10 protein-coding genes, 6 tRNA genes, 1 rRNA gene and 1 other annotated feature are annotated in these 16,757 nt (G+C 27.0%); of the genes, 3 read left to right on the forward strand and 14 right to left on the reverse strand.

Annotation, left to right across the window (positions count from 1 at the left end):
* Window positions 1–94: 94 nt before the first annotated feature.
* From addA to HMPREF1092_RS12955, 4 genes are all read right to left on the reverse strand, one after another.
* Complete coding sequence (gene addA, locus HMPREF1092_RS12940) at window positions 95–3,796, reverse strand: helicase-exonuclease AddAB subunit AddA (protein ID WP_002599120.1); 3,702 nt, start codon at window positions 3,794–3,796, stop codon at window positions 95–97.
* On the reverse strand, window positions 3,777–7,235 hold the full coding sequence (gene addB / locus HMPREF1092_RS12945; protein ID WP_002599121.1) for a helicase-exonuclease AddAB subunit AddB: 3,459 nt from the start codon (window positions 7,233–7,235) through the stop codon (window positions 3,777–3,779). Before addB ends, addA begins: the two co-directional genes overlap by 20 nt.
* A gap of 294 nt (window positions 7,236–7,529) precedes the next feature.
* Window positions 7,530–7,620 (reverse strand) — tRNA-Ser (locus tag HMPREF1092_RS12950).
* A gap of 24 nt (window positions 7,621–7,644) precedes the next feature.
* A tRNA-Ser gene (locus HMPREF1092_RS12955) sits at window positions 7,645–7,735 on the reverse strand.
* Between the two features lie 298 nt (window positions 7,736–8,033).
* On the opposite strand from HMPREF1092_RS12955, the gene HMPREF1092_RS12960 reads away from it, so the two are divergent.
* A complete protein-coding gene (locus HMPREF1092_RS12960) occupies window positions 8,034–9,365 on the forward strand; it encodes an FAD-dependent oxidoreductase (protein WP_002599122.1) in 1,332 nt (443 codons plus the stop codon).
* A 504-nt stretch (window positions 9,366–9,869) separates the two neighbouring features.
* The gene (locus HMPREF1092_RS12965) at window positions 9,870–10,226 is read left to right on the forward strand and encodes a C-GCAxxG-C-C family (seleno)protein (protein ID WP_002599123.1); all 357 of its coding nucleotides are present in this window, start codon (window positions 9,870–9,872) and stop codon (window positions 10,224–10,226) included.
* A gap of 95 nt (window positions 10,227–10,321) precedes the next feature.
* On the opposite strand, the gene HMPREF1092_RS12970 is transcribed toward HMPREF1092_RS12965, so the two are convergent.
* Window positions 10,322–10,412, reverse strand: a tRNA-Ser gene (locus HMPREF1092_RS12970).
* Window positions 10,413–10,449: 37 nt separating this feature from the next.
* Window positions 10,450–10,540: transfer RNA gene (locus HMPREF1092_RS12975), tRNA-Ser, on the reverse strand.
* 289 nt (window positions 10,541–10,829) lie between these two features.
* On the opposite strand from HMPREF1092_RS12975, the gene HMPREF1092_RS12980 reads away from it, so the two are divergent.
* Window positions 10,830–11,651 carry a Cof-type HAD-IIB family hydrolase gene (locus HMPREF1092_RS12980; RefSeq protein ID WP_002599124.1) on the forward strand — a complete coding sequence of 274 codons (822 nt, stop codon included), beginning with the start codon at window positions 10,830–10,832 and terminating at the stop codon, window positions 11,649–11,651.
* Between the two features lie 84 nt (window positions 11,652–11,735).
* Here HMPREF1092_RS12980 and serS read toward each other — a convergent pair whose 3' ends face one another.
* From serS to rrf, 8 genes are all read right to left on the reverse strand, one after another.
* The gene (serS, locus tag HMPREF1092_RS12985) at window positions 11,736–13,013 is read right to left on the reverse strand and encodes a serine--tRNA ligase (protein ID WP_002599125.1); all 1,278 of its coding nucleotides are present in this window, start codon (window positions 13,011–13,013) and stop codon (window positions 11,736–11,738) included.
* Window positions 13,014–13,091: 78 nt separating this feature from the next.
* Window positions 13,092–13,292: a binding site (T-box leader), on the reverse strand.
* Between the two features lie 110 nt (window positions 13,293–13,402).
* Entirely contained in the window at window positions 13,403–13,630 is a 228-nt protein-coding gene (locus HMPREF1092_RS12990; protein WP_002599126.1) for a DUF1667 domain-containing protein, read from the reverse strand.
* Window positions 13,631–13,644: 14 nt separating this feature from the next.
* On the reverse strand, window positions 13,645–15,054 hold the full coding sequence (locus HMPREF1092_RS12995) for an NAD(P)/FAD-dependent oxidoreductase (protein WP_002599127.1): 1,410 nt from the start codon (window positions 15,052–15,054) through the stop codon (window positions 13,645–13,647).
* Window positions 15,055–15,097: 43 nt separating this feature from the next.
* Entirely contained in the window at window positions 15,098–15,604 is a 507-nt protein-coding gene (locus tag HMPREF1092_RS13000) for a transcription repressor NadR (RefSeq protein WP_002599128.1), read from the reverse strand.
* A 37-nt stretch (window positions 15,605–15,641) separates the two neighbouring features.
* Entirely contained in the window at window positions 15,642–16,190 is a 549-nt protein-coding gene (locus tag HMPREF1092_RS13005) for an HD domain-containing protein (protein ID WP_002599129.1), read from the reverse strand.
* Window positions 16,191–16,479: 289 nt separating this feature from the next.
* A tRNA-Ala gene (locus tag HMPREF1092_RS13010) sits at window positions 16,480–16,555 on the reverse strand.
* 4 nt (window positions 16,556–16,559) lie between these two features.
* Window positions 16,560–16,636, reverse strand: a tRNA-Ile gene (locus tag HMPREF1092_RS13015).
* 3 nt (window positions 16,637–16,639) lie between these two features.
* Window positions 16,640–16,756, reverse strand: a 5S ribosomal RNA gene (gene rrf, locus HMPREF1092_RS13020).
* Window position 16,757 lies beyond the last annotated feature (1 nt).

Raw genomic sequence — 16,757 nt, forward strand, 5'->3', positions numbered from 1 at the left:
ATTTCAAACATAAAATCATCTCCAAAAGAAACATAAACTTAAAAACTAGTTGGAAAAGAAAAAAAGATGTCTTTTAAGACATCTTTTTTCTTTTCTACATGATAACTTCTGATTCTTTGAAAAATAAGAATAAAATACTTTCACTTACTTCTTTTTTTGTTATTCTTTCTAATGCATTCTTATAATATTTTATTTGTATTGAATATTTATCTTTCATTTCTTTTTCTGCATCAGCCTCAATATAATCAGTCTTATAATCAACTAATATAATTTTTCCATCCTCTTCAAAGAATAAATCTATAATTCCTTGAATTCTTACTGTTTCTTCAAAATTAGTTCCTTTAAGTTCTTCCTTAACTTCAGATACATCTAACTCTAAAAAGAAAGGAAACTCTCTTCTAACCATCTTTCCTGAATTATAAGCATTTAGTACTCTTTTTCCTATATTACTATCAAAAAATGCTTTTATTTTAAATGGATTTATAGCTTCATATTCTTCTGTAGTTATAAGCTCACTATCATACATTTCTTTTATTTGCTCTTTTATCTCATTAATAGTGGAAACTCTATCATAATCAATTTTTTGCATAATAAAATGTACTGCTGTTCCACGTTCAGCTCCTGATAGTCCTTTAGTTTCTTGTAAAAACCTTGGCTTAATTACAGGTTTATCTTTAAATAGAACTTCCCCATCATAATCAGCTTCTAAACTTTCATATCCTGCTCTTTTTAATTCAGAAACTGAAAGATTACTTTTCATAGTTGTTAAAGCTTCAAATTTATATTTAAATCCTAATCTACGCTCAACTTCTTTATCCACAGCTCCTTCTGTTAAAGTTATAAACAATTCTTTATCTTCATTTTCACCCACAGGCTCTAAATTTTTCTCCACAGAAAAGTCATTTTTATTCCATACCTTAACATCCCATGTGGATAAGTCATCACTAACTATATTTTTATCCCCATCTACTTTTTCCCTTATAGGTTCTCCATCAATATGTTGACAAAGTGCCATACCAATCCAATCTATATATGACTTTCCACTAGATACTTCTGATGGAACAATCCTTTCCTTTTCTATTGAAGCTGATTTAACCCATTTCTTAGCTGTTTTTTCTATATCATTAACAGCTCCAGTAACTATTAACTTTTCTTTTGCTCTAGTAAAAGCAACATATAAAATTCTCATTTCTTCTGATAAAGTCTCTAATTTAAATTTCTTCTTTATAGCTTCTTTAGGTAATGTAGAATATTTTAATCTTTTTTCTAAATCTACATAATTAGGTCCAAATCCTAAATCATCATGATATAAAATGCTTTTATTCATATCCATTAAATTAAAGTTTTTTCCTGCTCCAGATAAAAATACTACTGGAAATTCTAGTCCCTTACTTTTATGAATACTCATAATCCTAACTACATCTTCATTTTCCCCAAGAATCTTAGCACTTTCCATATCACCTGAAGATTTTCTAAGTTTATTTATAAAATTTATGAAATTAAATAATCCTTTAAAGCTTGTTTCTTCATATACTCTCGCTCTTTGGAATAATACTTTAAGATTTGCCTGTCTAAGCATACCATTTGGCATAGCTCCTACATATGCAAAATAAGCAGTATCCATATATAAATGCCATATAAATTCATCAATTGGCATATATACTGACTTATCTCTCCATATATTCAACCTTTCATTAAATGACCTACACTTCTCAATAAGTTCCTCTCTAATATTTACTTCACCTTTTGCTATATCTAATATATTTTCATAAAAATACTTATCTTTATTTATAATTCTTATATCAGTAAAATCTTCTGCTTTAAATCCAAAAATAGGTGACCTTAACACAGCAATCATAGGAACATCTTGCATTGGATTATCTATAATTTTTAATAATGCCATTATTGTTCTAACTTCTATAGATTCAAAATATCCAGAACCAGTATCAGCATATGCAGGAATTCCCTCTACTCCAAATTCATCAACAAAAGCTTCTGCCCAGTTCTTAGTTGCTCTTAAAAGTATAACAATATCTTTATATTTAAGTTTTCTATATTCTCCTGTTTCTTTATCTAAAACTCTAAAATTATTAGATTCTGACATAAGTTCTTTAATTCTTCTACAAACAATTCTAGCTTCTAAGTTTATCCACTCAATATCTTCTTCCTCTTCATCATCTTCTGTCTCTTTAGCTTCAATAACATTATTTGATTTATCTAATATATTAACCTCAATCTTTCCACCAGCTACAAGTCCTTCTTCTATTTCTGGAAAATTAGCTCCTAAATTTAAAGCTTCACTATCTGTATATTCAAGTTCTCCAACAGTTTCAGACATAAGTTTTTTAAATATAAAGTTAACTCCATTTATAACTTCTTCTCTACTTCTAAAATTTTTATATAGCTGAATAACTCTAGTTTTTTCTCCTGGAACCTTAGAATAAGTGTTGTACTTTTCTAAAAATAACTCTGGCTTCGCTTGTCTAAATCTATAAATACTTTGCTTAACATCTCCAACCATAAATACATTTGGATTATCTGTATTTTTTCTTGAAACTAAATTTATAATTGCTTCTTGAACATTATTAGAATCCTGATATTCATCAACTAAAACTTCATCAAAAAATTCTCTAAAATTCAAAGCAATTTGAGATGGCTCTCCAATAGTATCTCCACTTAATATTTTTAAACAGAAATGCTCTAAATCATTAAAATCTAGCATATTTCTTTCTTTTTTTCTATCACTAAATCTCTTTCCAAACTCTAAAGTTATTTCAGATAATTTTTTCATATAAGGATAGCATTTTCTAACTGTATCTAATGATTCACCTATATTATTAAATACAGGATCTTTTACTATAGCACACATTTTCTTTTTACAATCATCTCTTATTCTTTTTACAAATTCTTGTGCCCCTTCATCAGATACACTAGATTTTTTTACAGTTTTAAGTCTTGCAAATTGTAAATTACAAATAGCATTTTCTATATTTTTAATATTACCATTTAATGAGTCTCTTAAATTTATAAGATTAGATAATTCATCAGTAAATTGAGGTATATATGGTTCTAATCCATCTGTTTCTTTTATAATTTCTAATGCTCTATTATATAAATTTATATAACTTTCAGTTTCAACTAATAATTCTCTTTTTAAAATATTAACCCATATAGAACCATCAAAGCCCTCTTCCAAATTAAACTCTTCTGATTTTTCTTTAAGCCATTTTTCAGACCAAGGTCCACTCATGGAAAATCTATATAAATCTTTTATAATATCCTTTAAATTATCATCACTTTTACTATTTGAAAAAGCTTCTACTAAATTTAAAAACTCTTCATCATTTTCATCATACAAATCTTCAAAAAGCTCATCTATAATTTCATTTTTAAGTAATATCCCCTCAGTTTCATCAGAAATTCTAAAAGAAGGGTCTAAATCTATAACATGAAAATTATTTTTTATAACATCTAAACAAAATGAATGCATTGTTGTTATATTCGCTCTACTTAAAAGAGTAAGTTGCTTTTGAAGATTTTTAGAATTAGGGTTACTTTCCAATTCTTTTGTTATAGCAGCAGCTATTCTTTCTCTCATTTCTGCTGCAGCTGCTTTTGTAAAAGTAACAACTAAAAGTCTATCTACATCAACTGGATTTTCTTCATCAGTTACTATTCTTATAATTCTCTCTACTAAAACAGCAGTTTTACCTGATCCTGCTGCAGCTGCAACTAGTAGATTACATTTTCTAGTTACAATAGCTTCAAGCTGTTCATTAGTCCATTTCGTTGTCATCTTCTACACAATCTCCTTTTACGCATTTTCTTATCTTACTCCAAATTTCATCATCACTTTTCTTAAATATAAGATTATAATTATTATCTTGTATACTTGTATCAAACTGACAAATAGATGAATAATCACAAAACTCACAATTATCTCTATCCTTATACTTAATAGGCTGAATTTTTATATTTCCACTTAACATATCTGTACAAAGTTCTATCATTTTTATATTTACATATTCTCTTAAAAGATTAAATTCCTCTTCTGTGGCTACTGAACTAGTTTTATCAAATTCACCATTCTTATTAAATTTAGCTGGAATAACAAGAGAAAATGAACTCATATCATTATCCATAGCACGAACTACTTCAGCATCTTTCAATAAAAGACCTTCCATTTTTAATGATTTTAAAATCTCTTCCTTTAATTTTTCTTCATCTAAAATAGATTCACCTTTTAATATTGGGTCATCAATTCTAAAGTAAAGAATAGCTCCAGGCACTGCTCCTGTTTCTAAAATATACTTTGAATTTCTTATTAAAGCATCTATATAAACTAAAAGTTGCATTTGAATTCCTGCAAATAATTCTGCTAAATCAAATTTTTTAGCACTTGATTTATAATCTACAACTCTAAGATAAGTTACCCCATTCATTACTAATGTATCTATTCTATCAATTCTTCCAGTTAAGTAAACACGCTCTCCTGAAGGTAAATCTAATTTTATAGGTTCTCCAGACCCTACATCTCCAAATGAAAATTCATTACTGAAAACTTCAAATTGTCCACGCTTTATCTGCTCTGAAATTACAGATACAGACTTTGTAATAACTCTCTTAAATCTATTTGTAAAATACTTATATCTATTGCTACTATTTAAAATAGAATTAACATCTTCTTTTAGTTTTTTATCTACTAATTCATCAACTATAACTCTACACTTTTCTCTATTTAACTCACTCCATGAAATATTTTCATTTTTAACTCTAGTAGTGAAATTATCTAATATTTCATGCATAAAACTTCCTAAGTCTGGAGCTGAAAATTCATATATTTTTCTATCTCTAGCCTTAAGTCCATATTTAACAAAATAAGAGAAGGGACAACTTGCATATTGCTCTAACCTAGATACATCAAATCTTAAATTTCCATAATTATTTTTATAAAGTGAAATAAGCTTTTCTCTTGAAACTTCATTTTCTAAATTTGTATAATTTATACCATCAAAAATATTTTTAGTTTTTTCTACAAATCCTTCTCTAGTTAAAAACCATTTGTATACTTCTTGCCAATATTCTTCTATATTTTCATTATCAACTTGTTTTCTTAAAGATAATACTAATTCATTAAAAGTTGGAGTAGGTGTTGTTATTTTACTATACTTATCTCTATTGAAATAATTAAATAATTCACTTTCTTCTTTTAATGGTTTCATAACTCTTTTTAATCTAGGAATTATTATAGAAGGACGTAAAGATTTACCCTCAAAATCTGCCATTGGATACGTAATCATCATATATCTACTAGAAATAGTTAGTGCAGTATAAACCATATATTGCTCTTCAAAAGCTCTAGCTTTTGTTGTAGCTGCAAGTTCTATATCCATTTCTCTTAATAAATCTCTATCTCTATCTGAAATTATCCCCTCTTCTTTTGTTGATGAAGGTAGTATTCCATCATTAACTCCAATAATATAAAGTGCTTTAACTTCTCTTCCTTTAACTCTCGCTATATCTCCTATATTAACTTGATCTAAAGCAACAGGAATAACACCTATTTCCTTACTTTCAAATCCTGCATTAAGTATTTTATAGAATTCTTTAGGTGATACCTTGTCTTCTCCCATTACTTCAACTGCCTGATCCAAAACTTCCATAATAATTTTTGGAACTTGCTCATACTCTTTTATTTTTATTTCTAAAGATTCTGCTTCAAAATCTTTAATCCAATCTTCTATTTTTTCAAAAACCTTTAATTCTAAAAGAAATTCAAATACTGCAGTACAAATATCCTTTACTCTCTTATTTCCTTTTATTTTATTATGGAAATCCATTAGAGGCTCTCTTGTATATTCCATTATTTCTTTTATTTCTAATTCCTCTTGTGAAATATCATTCTCTCTATTAAAGAATCCATTATTAACGTCTTCAGTAGTCCATTTATATCCCTTGATTCCATTTTCCAATACATAATTTTCAAGCTTATCTATGTATTCTCTTTCCATATTTACAAGACCACTTTTTAAGTATTTAAAAATGCTTTCATAACTCCAATTTCTTATTAATATTTCTATTGCTGACATAATTAAAATAATTATTGGATTACTAAGAACTTGTATTTTTCTATCTAAGAAATAAGGTATGCCATATTGAGTAAAAATTACTGATGTTATCTTTTCATAATCATTTATATTTCTGCATATCACTGATATATCTTTATATCTAAAGTTTTTATCTCTTACTAATCTAATTATATCTTTAGCAATCGTATCTATTTCATCATAACTATTATTAGCTTTATAAAGTCTTATATTACTGTTTTCTCCATTATATATTTTAAATGGATAAGTAAAAAAATGCTCTTCTATATGAGCAAGTTCTTTTGAATTTCGGAATCTATAAGGAACTCCTTTATTTAAATCTATAGGCTCTAAATATCCTATATTATTTTCTTCCATCATCTTTATAATTCTTTTTTCAGTATTCTTAATTGCATTAAATATATCTGTTACATCCTCTTCTTTATTAGAAGAATTACTCATACAAAGAGTTATATTAATTGTTTTTGCAGTTTTGGAAAGTTCATTTATTATATCCATTTGTTGAGGTGTAAAAGTTGTAAATTCATCTATCCAAATTTCAGCTCCTTCATAAATATTACAACCTCTAAGTTTTTTAGATAAAATAGTAAGTTCGTCATCACCATCAATAACCTTATTTTCAATTCGTGAATTATATTCTTCAAATATATTAGCTAAATCTACAAGCTTATCTTTTAAATCAATATCTTCTGTTTTTTCTACACCCTCTAACAATATTTCCTTGGAAATATTGTATTTTTTAAATTCAGTTATTGTTTTTGAAATTATATCTATAAATCCTTGTTGTTTAGAAATTCTATTAAAATAACTTAAGTCCTCTCCTTTTTCTTGTAACAGCTTATAAATAAGCATGTTTTTTCCTTCATCTTTTATTATTCTATGAACTCTTCCACCACATTCATCAAAAACTTTTCTAGCCATTCTTTTAAAACTAATAACTTCAGCTCTTAATAATGCTTCTTCACCAACCACTCTCAATAAATCTTTTTCTCGTTGAAATGTATATTGTTCTGGAACTATTATAATTAATTTATTTCCATTATTATTACTTAACTTCTTTTTTATTTGCTCTAAGCAAAAGGTGCTTTTTCCACTACCTGCTCTACCATATATAAATCTAATTCCCACATTAAAGCTCCTTTCTAAATTTTTACTTATTTTAATTATATCCTACAAATATTTTTTTATCTCTATAAAAAATCTAAAATTAAAGTTCAGTAGCTTCAATATCTAATAAAAAAGAGATTATAAAATAATTTTTATTTATTATTTTATAATCTCTTTTTTTATTTCATTTATCTCTTAATTTTTTTAACTAACAATATTATTACTTTAATATTTATTTCAATTTATAATTTAAATTTAACTATAATTTTTATATATAAATTTATAAAAAAAACACTTAACAAATGTTAAGTGTTTTGGCGGAGAATCCGGGATTTGAACCCGGGCGCCAGTTGCCCGACCTACGCCCTTAGCAGGGGCGCCTCTTCAGCCACTTGAGTAATTCTCCATGTGCCCTCTAAAAATATTTAAATGGCGGAGAGATAGGGATTCGAACCCTAGGTACCCGTGAAGGTACGCCGGTTTTCAAGACCGGTGCCTTAAACCAACTCGACCATCTCTCCATATCAAAGACAGTTATCATTATAACAAGTTGATTTTAATATGTCAACTACTTATCTAAAAGTTTTTCAAAAAACTTTTTATAGGATTATTTTTAATAATATGAATAATTATTTAAAATAAATTTTTATAGGATAATTACTATTGAATAGTTTTTTTTATTGTGTTATATTATTATCAAATAAACCAGAGTAGTTATGTCAACATTAAACATTTTTAAGTTATATATATGTTTAATATAAATCGCAGGTTGGCATAATATAGTTATCTTAAATTTAAATTAAAAAGGAGATTTTAATTATGAAAGTAGTAGTTGTTGGATGTACACATGCTGGAACAGCAGCAATAAGTAATATTAAAGCTCTTCACCCTGAAAGTGAAGTAACAGTTTATGAAAGAAATGATAATATATCATTCTTATCTTGTGGTATAGCATTACATGTGGCTGATGTTGTTAAAGACCCTCAAGGATTATTTTATAGTTCACCTGAAAAATTAGCTGAACTTGGAGTTGTAACAAAGATGCAACATGAAGTAACTAATATAGATATAGAAAACAAAAAAGTATCAGTTAAAAATCTTTTAACTAACGAAGAATTTACTGATTCATATGATAAATTAGTTCTTACACCTGGTTCATGGCCAATTGTACCAAGAATCGAAGGAATAGATTTAGAAAATATAGTTCTTTCAAAGAACTTTAATCATTCACAAGTTATTATAGAAAAAGCTAAAAAAGCTAAAAATATCGTTGTAATCGGAGCTGGTTATATTGGTGTTGAATTAGCAGAGGCTTTTGAAATTCTTGGTAAAAATGTAACTTTAATTGATGCTGAAGAAAGAATAATGAGTAAATATCTTGATGAGGAATTTACTTCTAAAGCAGAAGATGCATTTAGATCACATGGAATAAATGTTGTTACTGGTGAATTAGTTCAAAAATTCGAAGGTATTAACGGAAAAGTATCTAAAGTATTAACTAATAAAGGTTCATATGAAGGAGATCTAGTTGTTCTTTGTATAGGATTTAGACCAAGTACTGAGCTTGTAAAAGGTCAACTTGATATGCTTCCAAATGGAGCTATTATAATTGATGAATATATGAGAACTAGCCACAAAGATGTAATGGCTGCTGGTGATTGCTGTGTTGTTAGATATAATCCAGCTAAAGATGAAAGATATATCCCTCTTGCAACAAATGCTGTAAGAATGGGTACTTTAGTAGCTAGAAATTTAGTTGAACCAACTTTAAAATATATGGGGACTCAAGGTACATCAGGAATAAAAATTTATAATCATAATATAGCATCAACTGGTATGACTGAAATGATTGCAAAATCTACTACAAAATATAATGTTGCATCAGTAATTTATAAAGATAACTATAGACCTGAATTTATGCCTACTAATTGTGAAGCACTTGTTAAACTAGTATTTGATAAAGATAGTAGAAGAATCTTAGGTGGACAAATAGTTTCAGATTATGATTTAACTGAACTTATGAATACACTTTCAGTAGCTATTCAAAATGATATGACAGTTGAAGAATTAGCTATGACAGACTTCTTCTTCCAACCTAATTATAATAAACCTTGGGGATTATTAAATTCAGTAGCATTACAAGCGCTATAAAATTACACCCTTTATTAAATCCTGAAAATTTAAATACCCTCAAAATTTAATATATGAGCATAATGCTTTTAAGCATATTTTATAGAAGTGAATTTGTTATTCAAATTCACTTCTATCTATTTTTAGCATTGACTTATATAAATTTATATCGTATTATTTGAATATATAAATTTATATGAGAACTAATTTTATTTTTTCTAATTTCTTTAAGAAAAGTTATTATATAATGTATATAAATTTTATTTTCATATGGCTTAATAATATTAGTTTAATTAACATTTGAGAAAAATATAAATATACTAAAGTATTTATCTAGCAAACTCATATAAAAATCATAATAAATTTTCTAGATAAATAAAAAAGATATCATATAGTGTGACAAGCAGTAATTAATAGTAAAACACTGCTAATAATTTCATTAAAACTAACTTTTATAAATTAAGTATTATTGGTGATTTATTTCTTTATTAAGAAAAATAAAAAATAATTTAAGGAGATATAAAAATGAGTAAAGTATTAGAATTTCACTCTCAAGGATTTAATTGTGCAGAATCAATTATAAAGACTATAAACGAAGAGAAAAATCTTAATATACCAGTATCACTTGGAACTCCATTTGGAGCTGGTATGTCTACAGGAAATACATGTGGAGCTGTAGTAAGTGCTTTAATGATTATAGGAGCTGAAAAAGGTAGAGAATCTAGTGAAGAAAAGAATAATGCTAGAGAAATAACTCAAAACTTAGTTAAATCTGTAATTAATGAATTTGGTTCAATTAAATGTATAGATTTAAAAAGAAATGGAATATCATGTGATGATATAATTGAGTTTGCATATAATAAAGTAAATGATCTTGTATAATATTTTTAAAGATAACTATAAAGTTTTATAGTTATCTTTTTTTATTAAATATATATTTATTTAATAAAAAAACACTTAACAAATGTTAAGTGTTTTGGCGGAGAATCCGGGATTTGAACCCGGGCGCCAGTTGCCCGACCTACGCCCTTAGCAGGGGCGCCTCTTCAGCCACTTGAGTAATTCTCCATATTCATATGCCCTCGACTATTTTTATATAAAAAAATGGCGGAGAGACAGGGATTCGAACCCTGGGTACCCGTAAAGGTACGCCGGTTTTCAAGACCGGTGCCTTAAACCAACTCGACCATCTCTCCGCGATTACAGGATTTATTATATCAACGTTCTATATTTGTGTCAATATATTATTTTTATTTTTTTATAATTTTATTATTAACATAATTTATTTGATAATTTATTATTTAATTTTTATAATTTAAATCAATATATCAATATATTAAGTTAATAGTATTATTTAATTATTATGTTAATCCTATCAAAAATAACTTTTTATTATTTTATATATTCTTTTTGCTAATAAATTATTGTTATATATCCATATTTAGACTATAATTATAAAAAATTTATATTTAAAAGGAGATTAGAATGAATTTATATATTTCAGATTTAGATGGCACACTTTTAAATTCTGATGCTCAATTATCACAGTATACTATAAATAATATCAATATGCTTCTTAAAAATACAGATATGAACTTTTCCATAGCTACTGCAAGAACTCCAGCAACTGTTGTACCCTTATTAAAAGATTTAAATTTAAAATTACCTGTAATAGTTATGAATGGTGCTGCAACATATAGCTTAAAAGAAAGTAAATATATTCACTATAATTCAATAGAATCTGATTCAGTTCAAAGTATAAAAAATATATTAGATAAATCTAACATTTCATATTTCACTTACACATTAAAAGAAAATCATATTTATGTTTATTTTGATAAAGAATTAAGCAGCAATCAAATAAAATTTATGAATGAGAGAAAAGGTAGCAAATTAAAAAGTTTTATTAAAGAAGCTCTTCCTATTGACTCTAATGTTTTATATTTCTTTGTAATGGACAAGAAATCTAAAGTACTTTCTTTATATGAAGAAGTAAAAAAAATAAAAAATATATCTGCTTATGCATATGAAGATATCTATGATAGAGGAGACTGCTTTATTTTAGAGATTTTTAGTCATAAATCTTCAAAAGCTAATTCAATAAAAAGATTGATGAAAGAAAATTCTTTTACTAATTTAACAGTATTCGGAGATAATTTAAATGATATTCCAATGTTTGAGCTTGCTGAAAATAAAATTGCGGTAAAAAATGCAGTTCAAAAACTTAAGGAACTATCAACTAAAGTTATAGATTCAAATAATGATAATGGCGTAGCAAAATTCTTATTAAATGAGTTTAAATTATAAAAAAAGTGCCGACAAAGCCGACACTCTAAAGTGTATCATATGGAAAAATACTTTCTATTATGATACCTTTTTTTATTTTATAATTTATTTTATTACATCTATTCCCATATATCTTTTTAATACTTCTGGTACTCTTACAGTTCCATCTGCATTTTGATAGTTTTCTAATATAGCTGCAACTGTTCTTCCTATTGCTAATCCTGAACCATTTAATGTGTGAACAAATTGTGGTTTAGCTTTTGGATCTTCTTTGTATTTAATATTAGCTCTTCTAGCTTGGAAATCTTCAAAGTTTGAACAACTTGAAATTTCTACATATCTATTATAACTTGGCATCCATACTTCTAAGTCAAATTTTAAAGCAGCAGTAAACCCTAAGTCCCCTTTACAAATTCTAACTTTTCTATATGGTAATCCTAATTCTTCTAAAACTTCTTCTGCATCTCTAACTAATTTATCTAATTCATTATAAGAATCTTCTGGTTTACAGAACTTAACTAATTCAACTTTATTGAATTGATGTTGTCTTATAAGTCCTCTAGTATCTCTACCAGCTGAACCTGCTTCTGCTCTAAAACAAGCTGAATAAGCAACGTGTTTTATAGGTAATTCTTCACCTGATAAAACTTCATCTCTATACATATTAGTTACAGGTACTTCTGCAGTTGGTATTAAGAAGAATCCATTATTTTCTACTTTAAATGCATCTTCTTCAAATTTAGGTAATTGACCTGTTCCAGTCATACTATTTCTATTAACCATATATGGAGGTAATACTTCTACATAGCCATGATCATCAGAATGTTTATCCATAAAGTAGTTTAATACAGCTCTTTCAAGTCTTGCTCCCATACCTTTATAGAAAGTAAATCTTGAACCAGCAACTTTTCCTCCTCTTTCGGCATCTATAATATTTAAATCAACACCTAAATCCCAGTGAGCTTTTGGTTCTCCTTCAAATTTTGGAGTTTCTCCCCATCTTTTTATTTCTACATTATCTTCATCACTTGCTCCTTCTGGAACTTGTGGATTTGGTATGTTAGGTATTCTTAACATAATATAATCAATTTTTTCATTTATTTCTGAAAGTCTTGAATCATGTTCTTTTATTTCATTTCCTAATTCCTTCATTTCAGCCATTATAGAAGTTACATCTTCCCCTTCTTTTTTTAATTTAGGAATTTCAGATGAAACTTGATTTCTTTTACTCTTTAAAGCTTCAACCTCAACTAATATATTTCTTCTTTCTTCATCAAGCTTAACTAATTCATCAATAACAGCTACATCAAAATCTTCTCCTCTATTTGTAAGTGCAACTTTTATTTCTTCTGCATTACTTCTAATTCTTTTTAAATCTAACATTTAAGTTTCCTCCTTATATTAATTTAATAATAAATACTAGTTATTTACGGACATAAAAAAGAAGCCTCTCTCCCTTATAAAAGGGACGAAAGACTCCGCGTTGCCACCCTAATTGATAAAGCATATGCTTTATCCACTCAAAAATTTAACGGTTTCCCGTACTGCTTAATTCACAGTCCCTCCAAGGTGGATTCGTAATAATTAGAATTATCAGTTTACACCAACCACTGACTCTCTAAAAACCTAATTAAAACTACTTAGCCTCTTCACAGGTTTATATATTATAAATCTACATTTACTATATTACAAATTTAATTACTTTGTCAATATTTTACTAGACTATTTAACATAATAATTTGTTAAAATAAACAATTTATAAAATATAATAATTATCTTGTTATTTTTTTAGTACATATAATATCTATTCCTGTATTTAAAATATTCTTACAAATTGTATCTCCTATATTTATAGGTGTACTAACATAAAGTCTACTAATAACTTTAGATAATTCTTTCCATAATGTCTTATCTATAGGAGCTGTGCTTTTTACAGAAACAACTCTATGCTTAGGGTCACTTTTTACTCTAACTATACTTGTAAAAACTTCACTATTCATAAAAATCTTCTCCATTAAACTTCATCAAACTCTTTAATTCTTCCATATACAATATTAGAATCATTAGAGTCTTTAACTATATCTATAATATTTTTGTCCATTTCTCGGGCTAATATACTCATTATTTTTCTTGTACAATATGAGCCATGACAACTTCCAAAACCAGCACCTGTTCTCTTTTTAACACCTTCTAGTGTTCTAGCTCCTAAAGGCCTTCTAATGCAATCTACTATCTCACCTTCACTAATATTATTGCATGCACATATTATGTTTCCATATCTCTTATCAAGCTTAATTATTTCATTCGCATCTTCTCTAGTCATTTCTCTTATTCTATAAGATTCTCTTCTCTTATCAATAAAGTTCTTTTTTAAGCTAGCATTTAAACTATTTACTAGTCTTCCTTTTATACTTTTTGCTATAGCTGGTGCAATTGTAAGTTTCCCATAATGCTTTCCAGTAACTCTTATATATCCACTATCTATTTTGCTATCATCAATTAATACTTCATCTTTTTTATAGACTTCTCTTACCATATCACTAACATTACATTTTTTTAACTTAGGTAAAACAAGGTTAGTTATTTCTATTCCTCTATCAATATTAAGTTTATCAGTATACTTAATACATATCATTGTGTCTCCATTAATCATAGGTGAGCTTATAATAAATGTATCATCATCAATAACTTTTGTTATTATTTTACTTAAACTTTTTTCAACTTTTCCTTCAGTAAATAAGTAATTCATACTTTTTCTAACTCCATTATCTTCTGGAATAATTTCTTTAACTTCATCTTCTTCATCAATATATATTTCATCCGGAATAGTATTAATAACAAATTTACATTTAAATTTATTTTTATTAGTAGTTACATCAAATCCTTTTGATATCTTTTTAATAGTTAATACTTCTTCTTCAAACCTAAAATTAACTCCATTATCAGAAGCTACTTCTGCATAAGCAATTGCTAAATCATAAGGTGCAATTATAGCAGTATTTTTAGAATAAAGAGCACTATCATATTCATCAACAAGCTCTGGCTCTATTTCTTTTATCTTTTGCTTATCTATAAGCTCAACATTTAAAATTCCCCTATCTTTTGCTACAGAATACATATTTCTTATTTTAATATCTTCTTTTTCATCTAAGGACAATCTCAATGAACCAATTTTTCTATAAGGAATATTAAATTTAGAACAAGTTTCTCTTATAAGTTCACTACCTATATTCTCAAGTCCTGCCATTAATGCATTAGATGTTTCAGATCCATCATAAACAATTGCAGTATTAACTACAGCTATATCATCAGCTACATCATAGTCTTTTTCAATTACAGCTATATTTAGATTATATTTAGACAATTCATAGCCAACTGCACAAGCTACGATTCCACCTCCTAAAATTAAAACATCATAATCCATTATATATTCCTCCTTAATTAAAATTTTATATTTAAAACTTATATTAAACTAAAAATCCTTCATCTTTTAATTCTTTTTTTATTAACTGCATAGACTCTTTATCTATAGATGATATGGTATGCATATGAATTCCATTAGTTAACATTGATAAAGGTATTGTATCATTAGAATTATATCTCTCTAAAAACTTATTTAAATCATTTAAATTTTTAACCATTATAGATCCAGTTATTTCACCATAAACAGAGTGAGAAATTATAACATCTTCTATAATACCACCATATTTAACTATAATCTCCATTTCTCTTTTTAAATCTTCATTAGAATGTTTTGTAACAATCACATCTCTATATCTATTATTTTTTTCAATTAGACTATAGCCATCAGGAGTAGCTATTATATTTTCCCCCTTTGCTCTCAATATAGCTATATCTTTAACTATTACTTGTCTAGTTACACCATATAATTTTGCTAGTTTAATCCCTTTAATAGGATAATTACTGGTCTTAAGATTAATAATTAATTTTTCTCTTCTCTCTTTAGAATTCATTAAAAAACCACCTTATATTCCCTTTTACATTAAATAATTAATTCATATCATCACACTTTTTTATAATACTTAAATATAAGTTATCATTCTTATTTAAATCTTTATGATGATTACCTATGATATCTAAAAATTCATTATCATATTTTTTTAATTGCGAAAGAATTTTTACTCCTCTTATTGGATGATTATAATAAGAATTTACTTTTTCATATTTATCATAGTTTCTAAGCCTACCTTTAGTTAATTTATCTAATATAACAATTATTGATTTATCAATAATTGTTATAGGAAAAATGGATTTGCCAACATCATGTAATAAAGCAATTTTACCTAATTTGTATTGATTAATACTCAACGTTGTCTCTTCTTGTGTTTTATTAGAAGTTTCTATTTCTAATTTTTTATTATGATCTTTCAACATTTGTATTGCATCATTACATACTCTAATACAATGATGTTGTTCTGACTTTTTTAATTTCTTAAATATAAACATTTCTTCTTTATCTAAATATTTTTCTACCAACTCATAATCTACGGATTTAACTGCACCAGTTATAGCCCATATGAATTGCTTAACTCTATACATATACTTCTCCTCATAATAATATTAAATTATATATCTGATATTTTTCTTAATGTATAATTATAATAATTTTGGTATCATTTTTTTAATTAATCTATTTTCATCGCATATTATTTCTATATTATAAACCATATAAACATCTAGTTTATTATACCTTAATTATATTTTTATAAATTTCTACTTACTTTTATCATTATCTATATAATATCATTATATAAATTGCATATCAATTTTCATATAAAATTTTATAAAAAAAAAGCCATGAATAAAATTCATGACTTTTCCACCTATTTGGTGGAGGTAAGGAGATTCGAACTCCTGACCCCCTGCGTGCAAGGCAGGTGCTCTCCCAACTGAGCTATACCCCCAAAATGGTGGACCTTCAGGGACTCGAACCCCGGACCTACCGGTTATGAGCCGGTTGCTCTAACCAACTGAGCTAAAGATCCATTACCTAGCAACTTCCTACTCTCCCACACAGTCTCCCATGCAGTACCATCGGCGTTATAGAGCTTAACTTTCCTGTTCGGAATGGGAAGGAGTGTTTCCTCTATGCCATCATCACTAGAT

Source organism: Clostridium thermobutyricum (assembly GCF_000371465.1).
In the GTDB taxonomy this organism is placed as follows: Bacteria; Bacillota; Clostridia; order Clostridiales; family Clostridiaceae; genus Clostridium; species Clostridium thermobutyricum.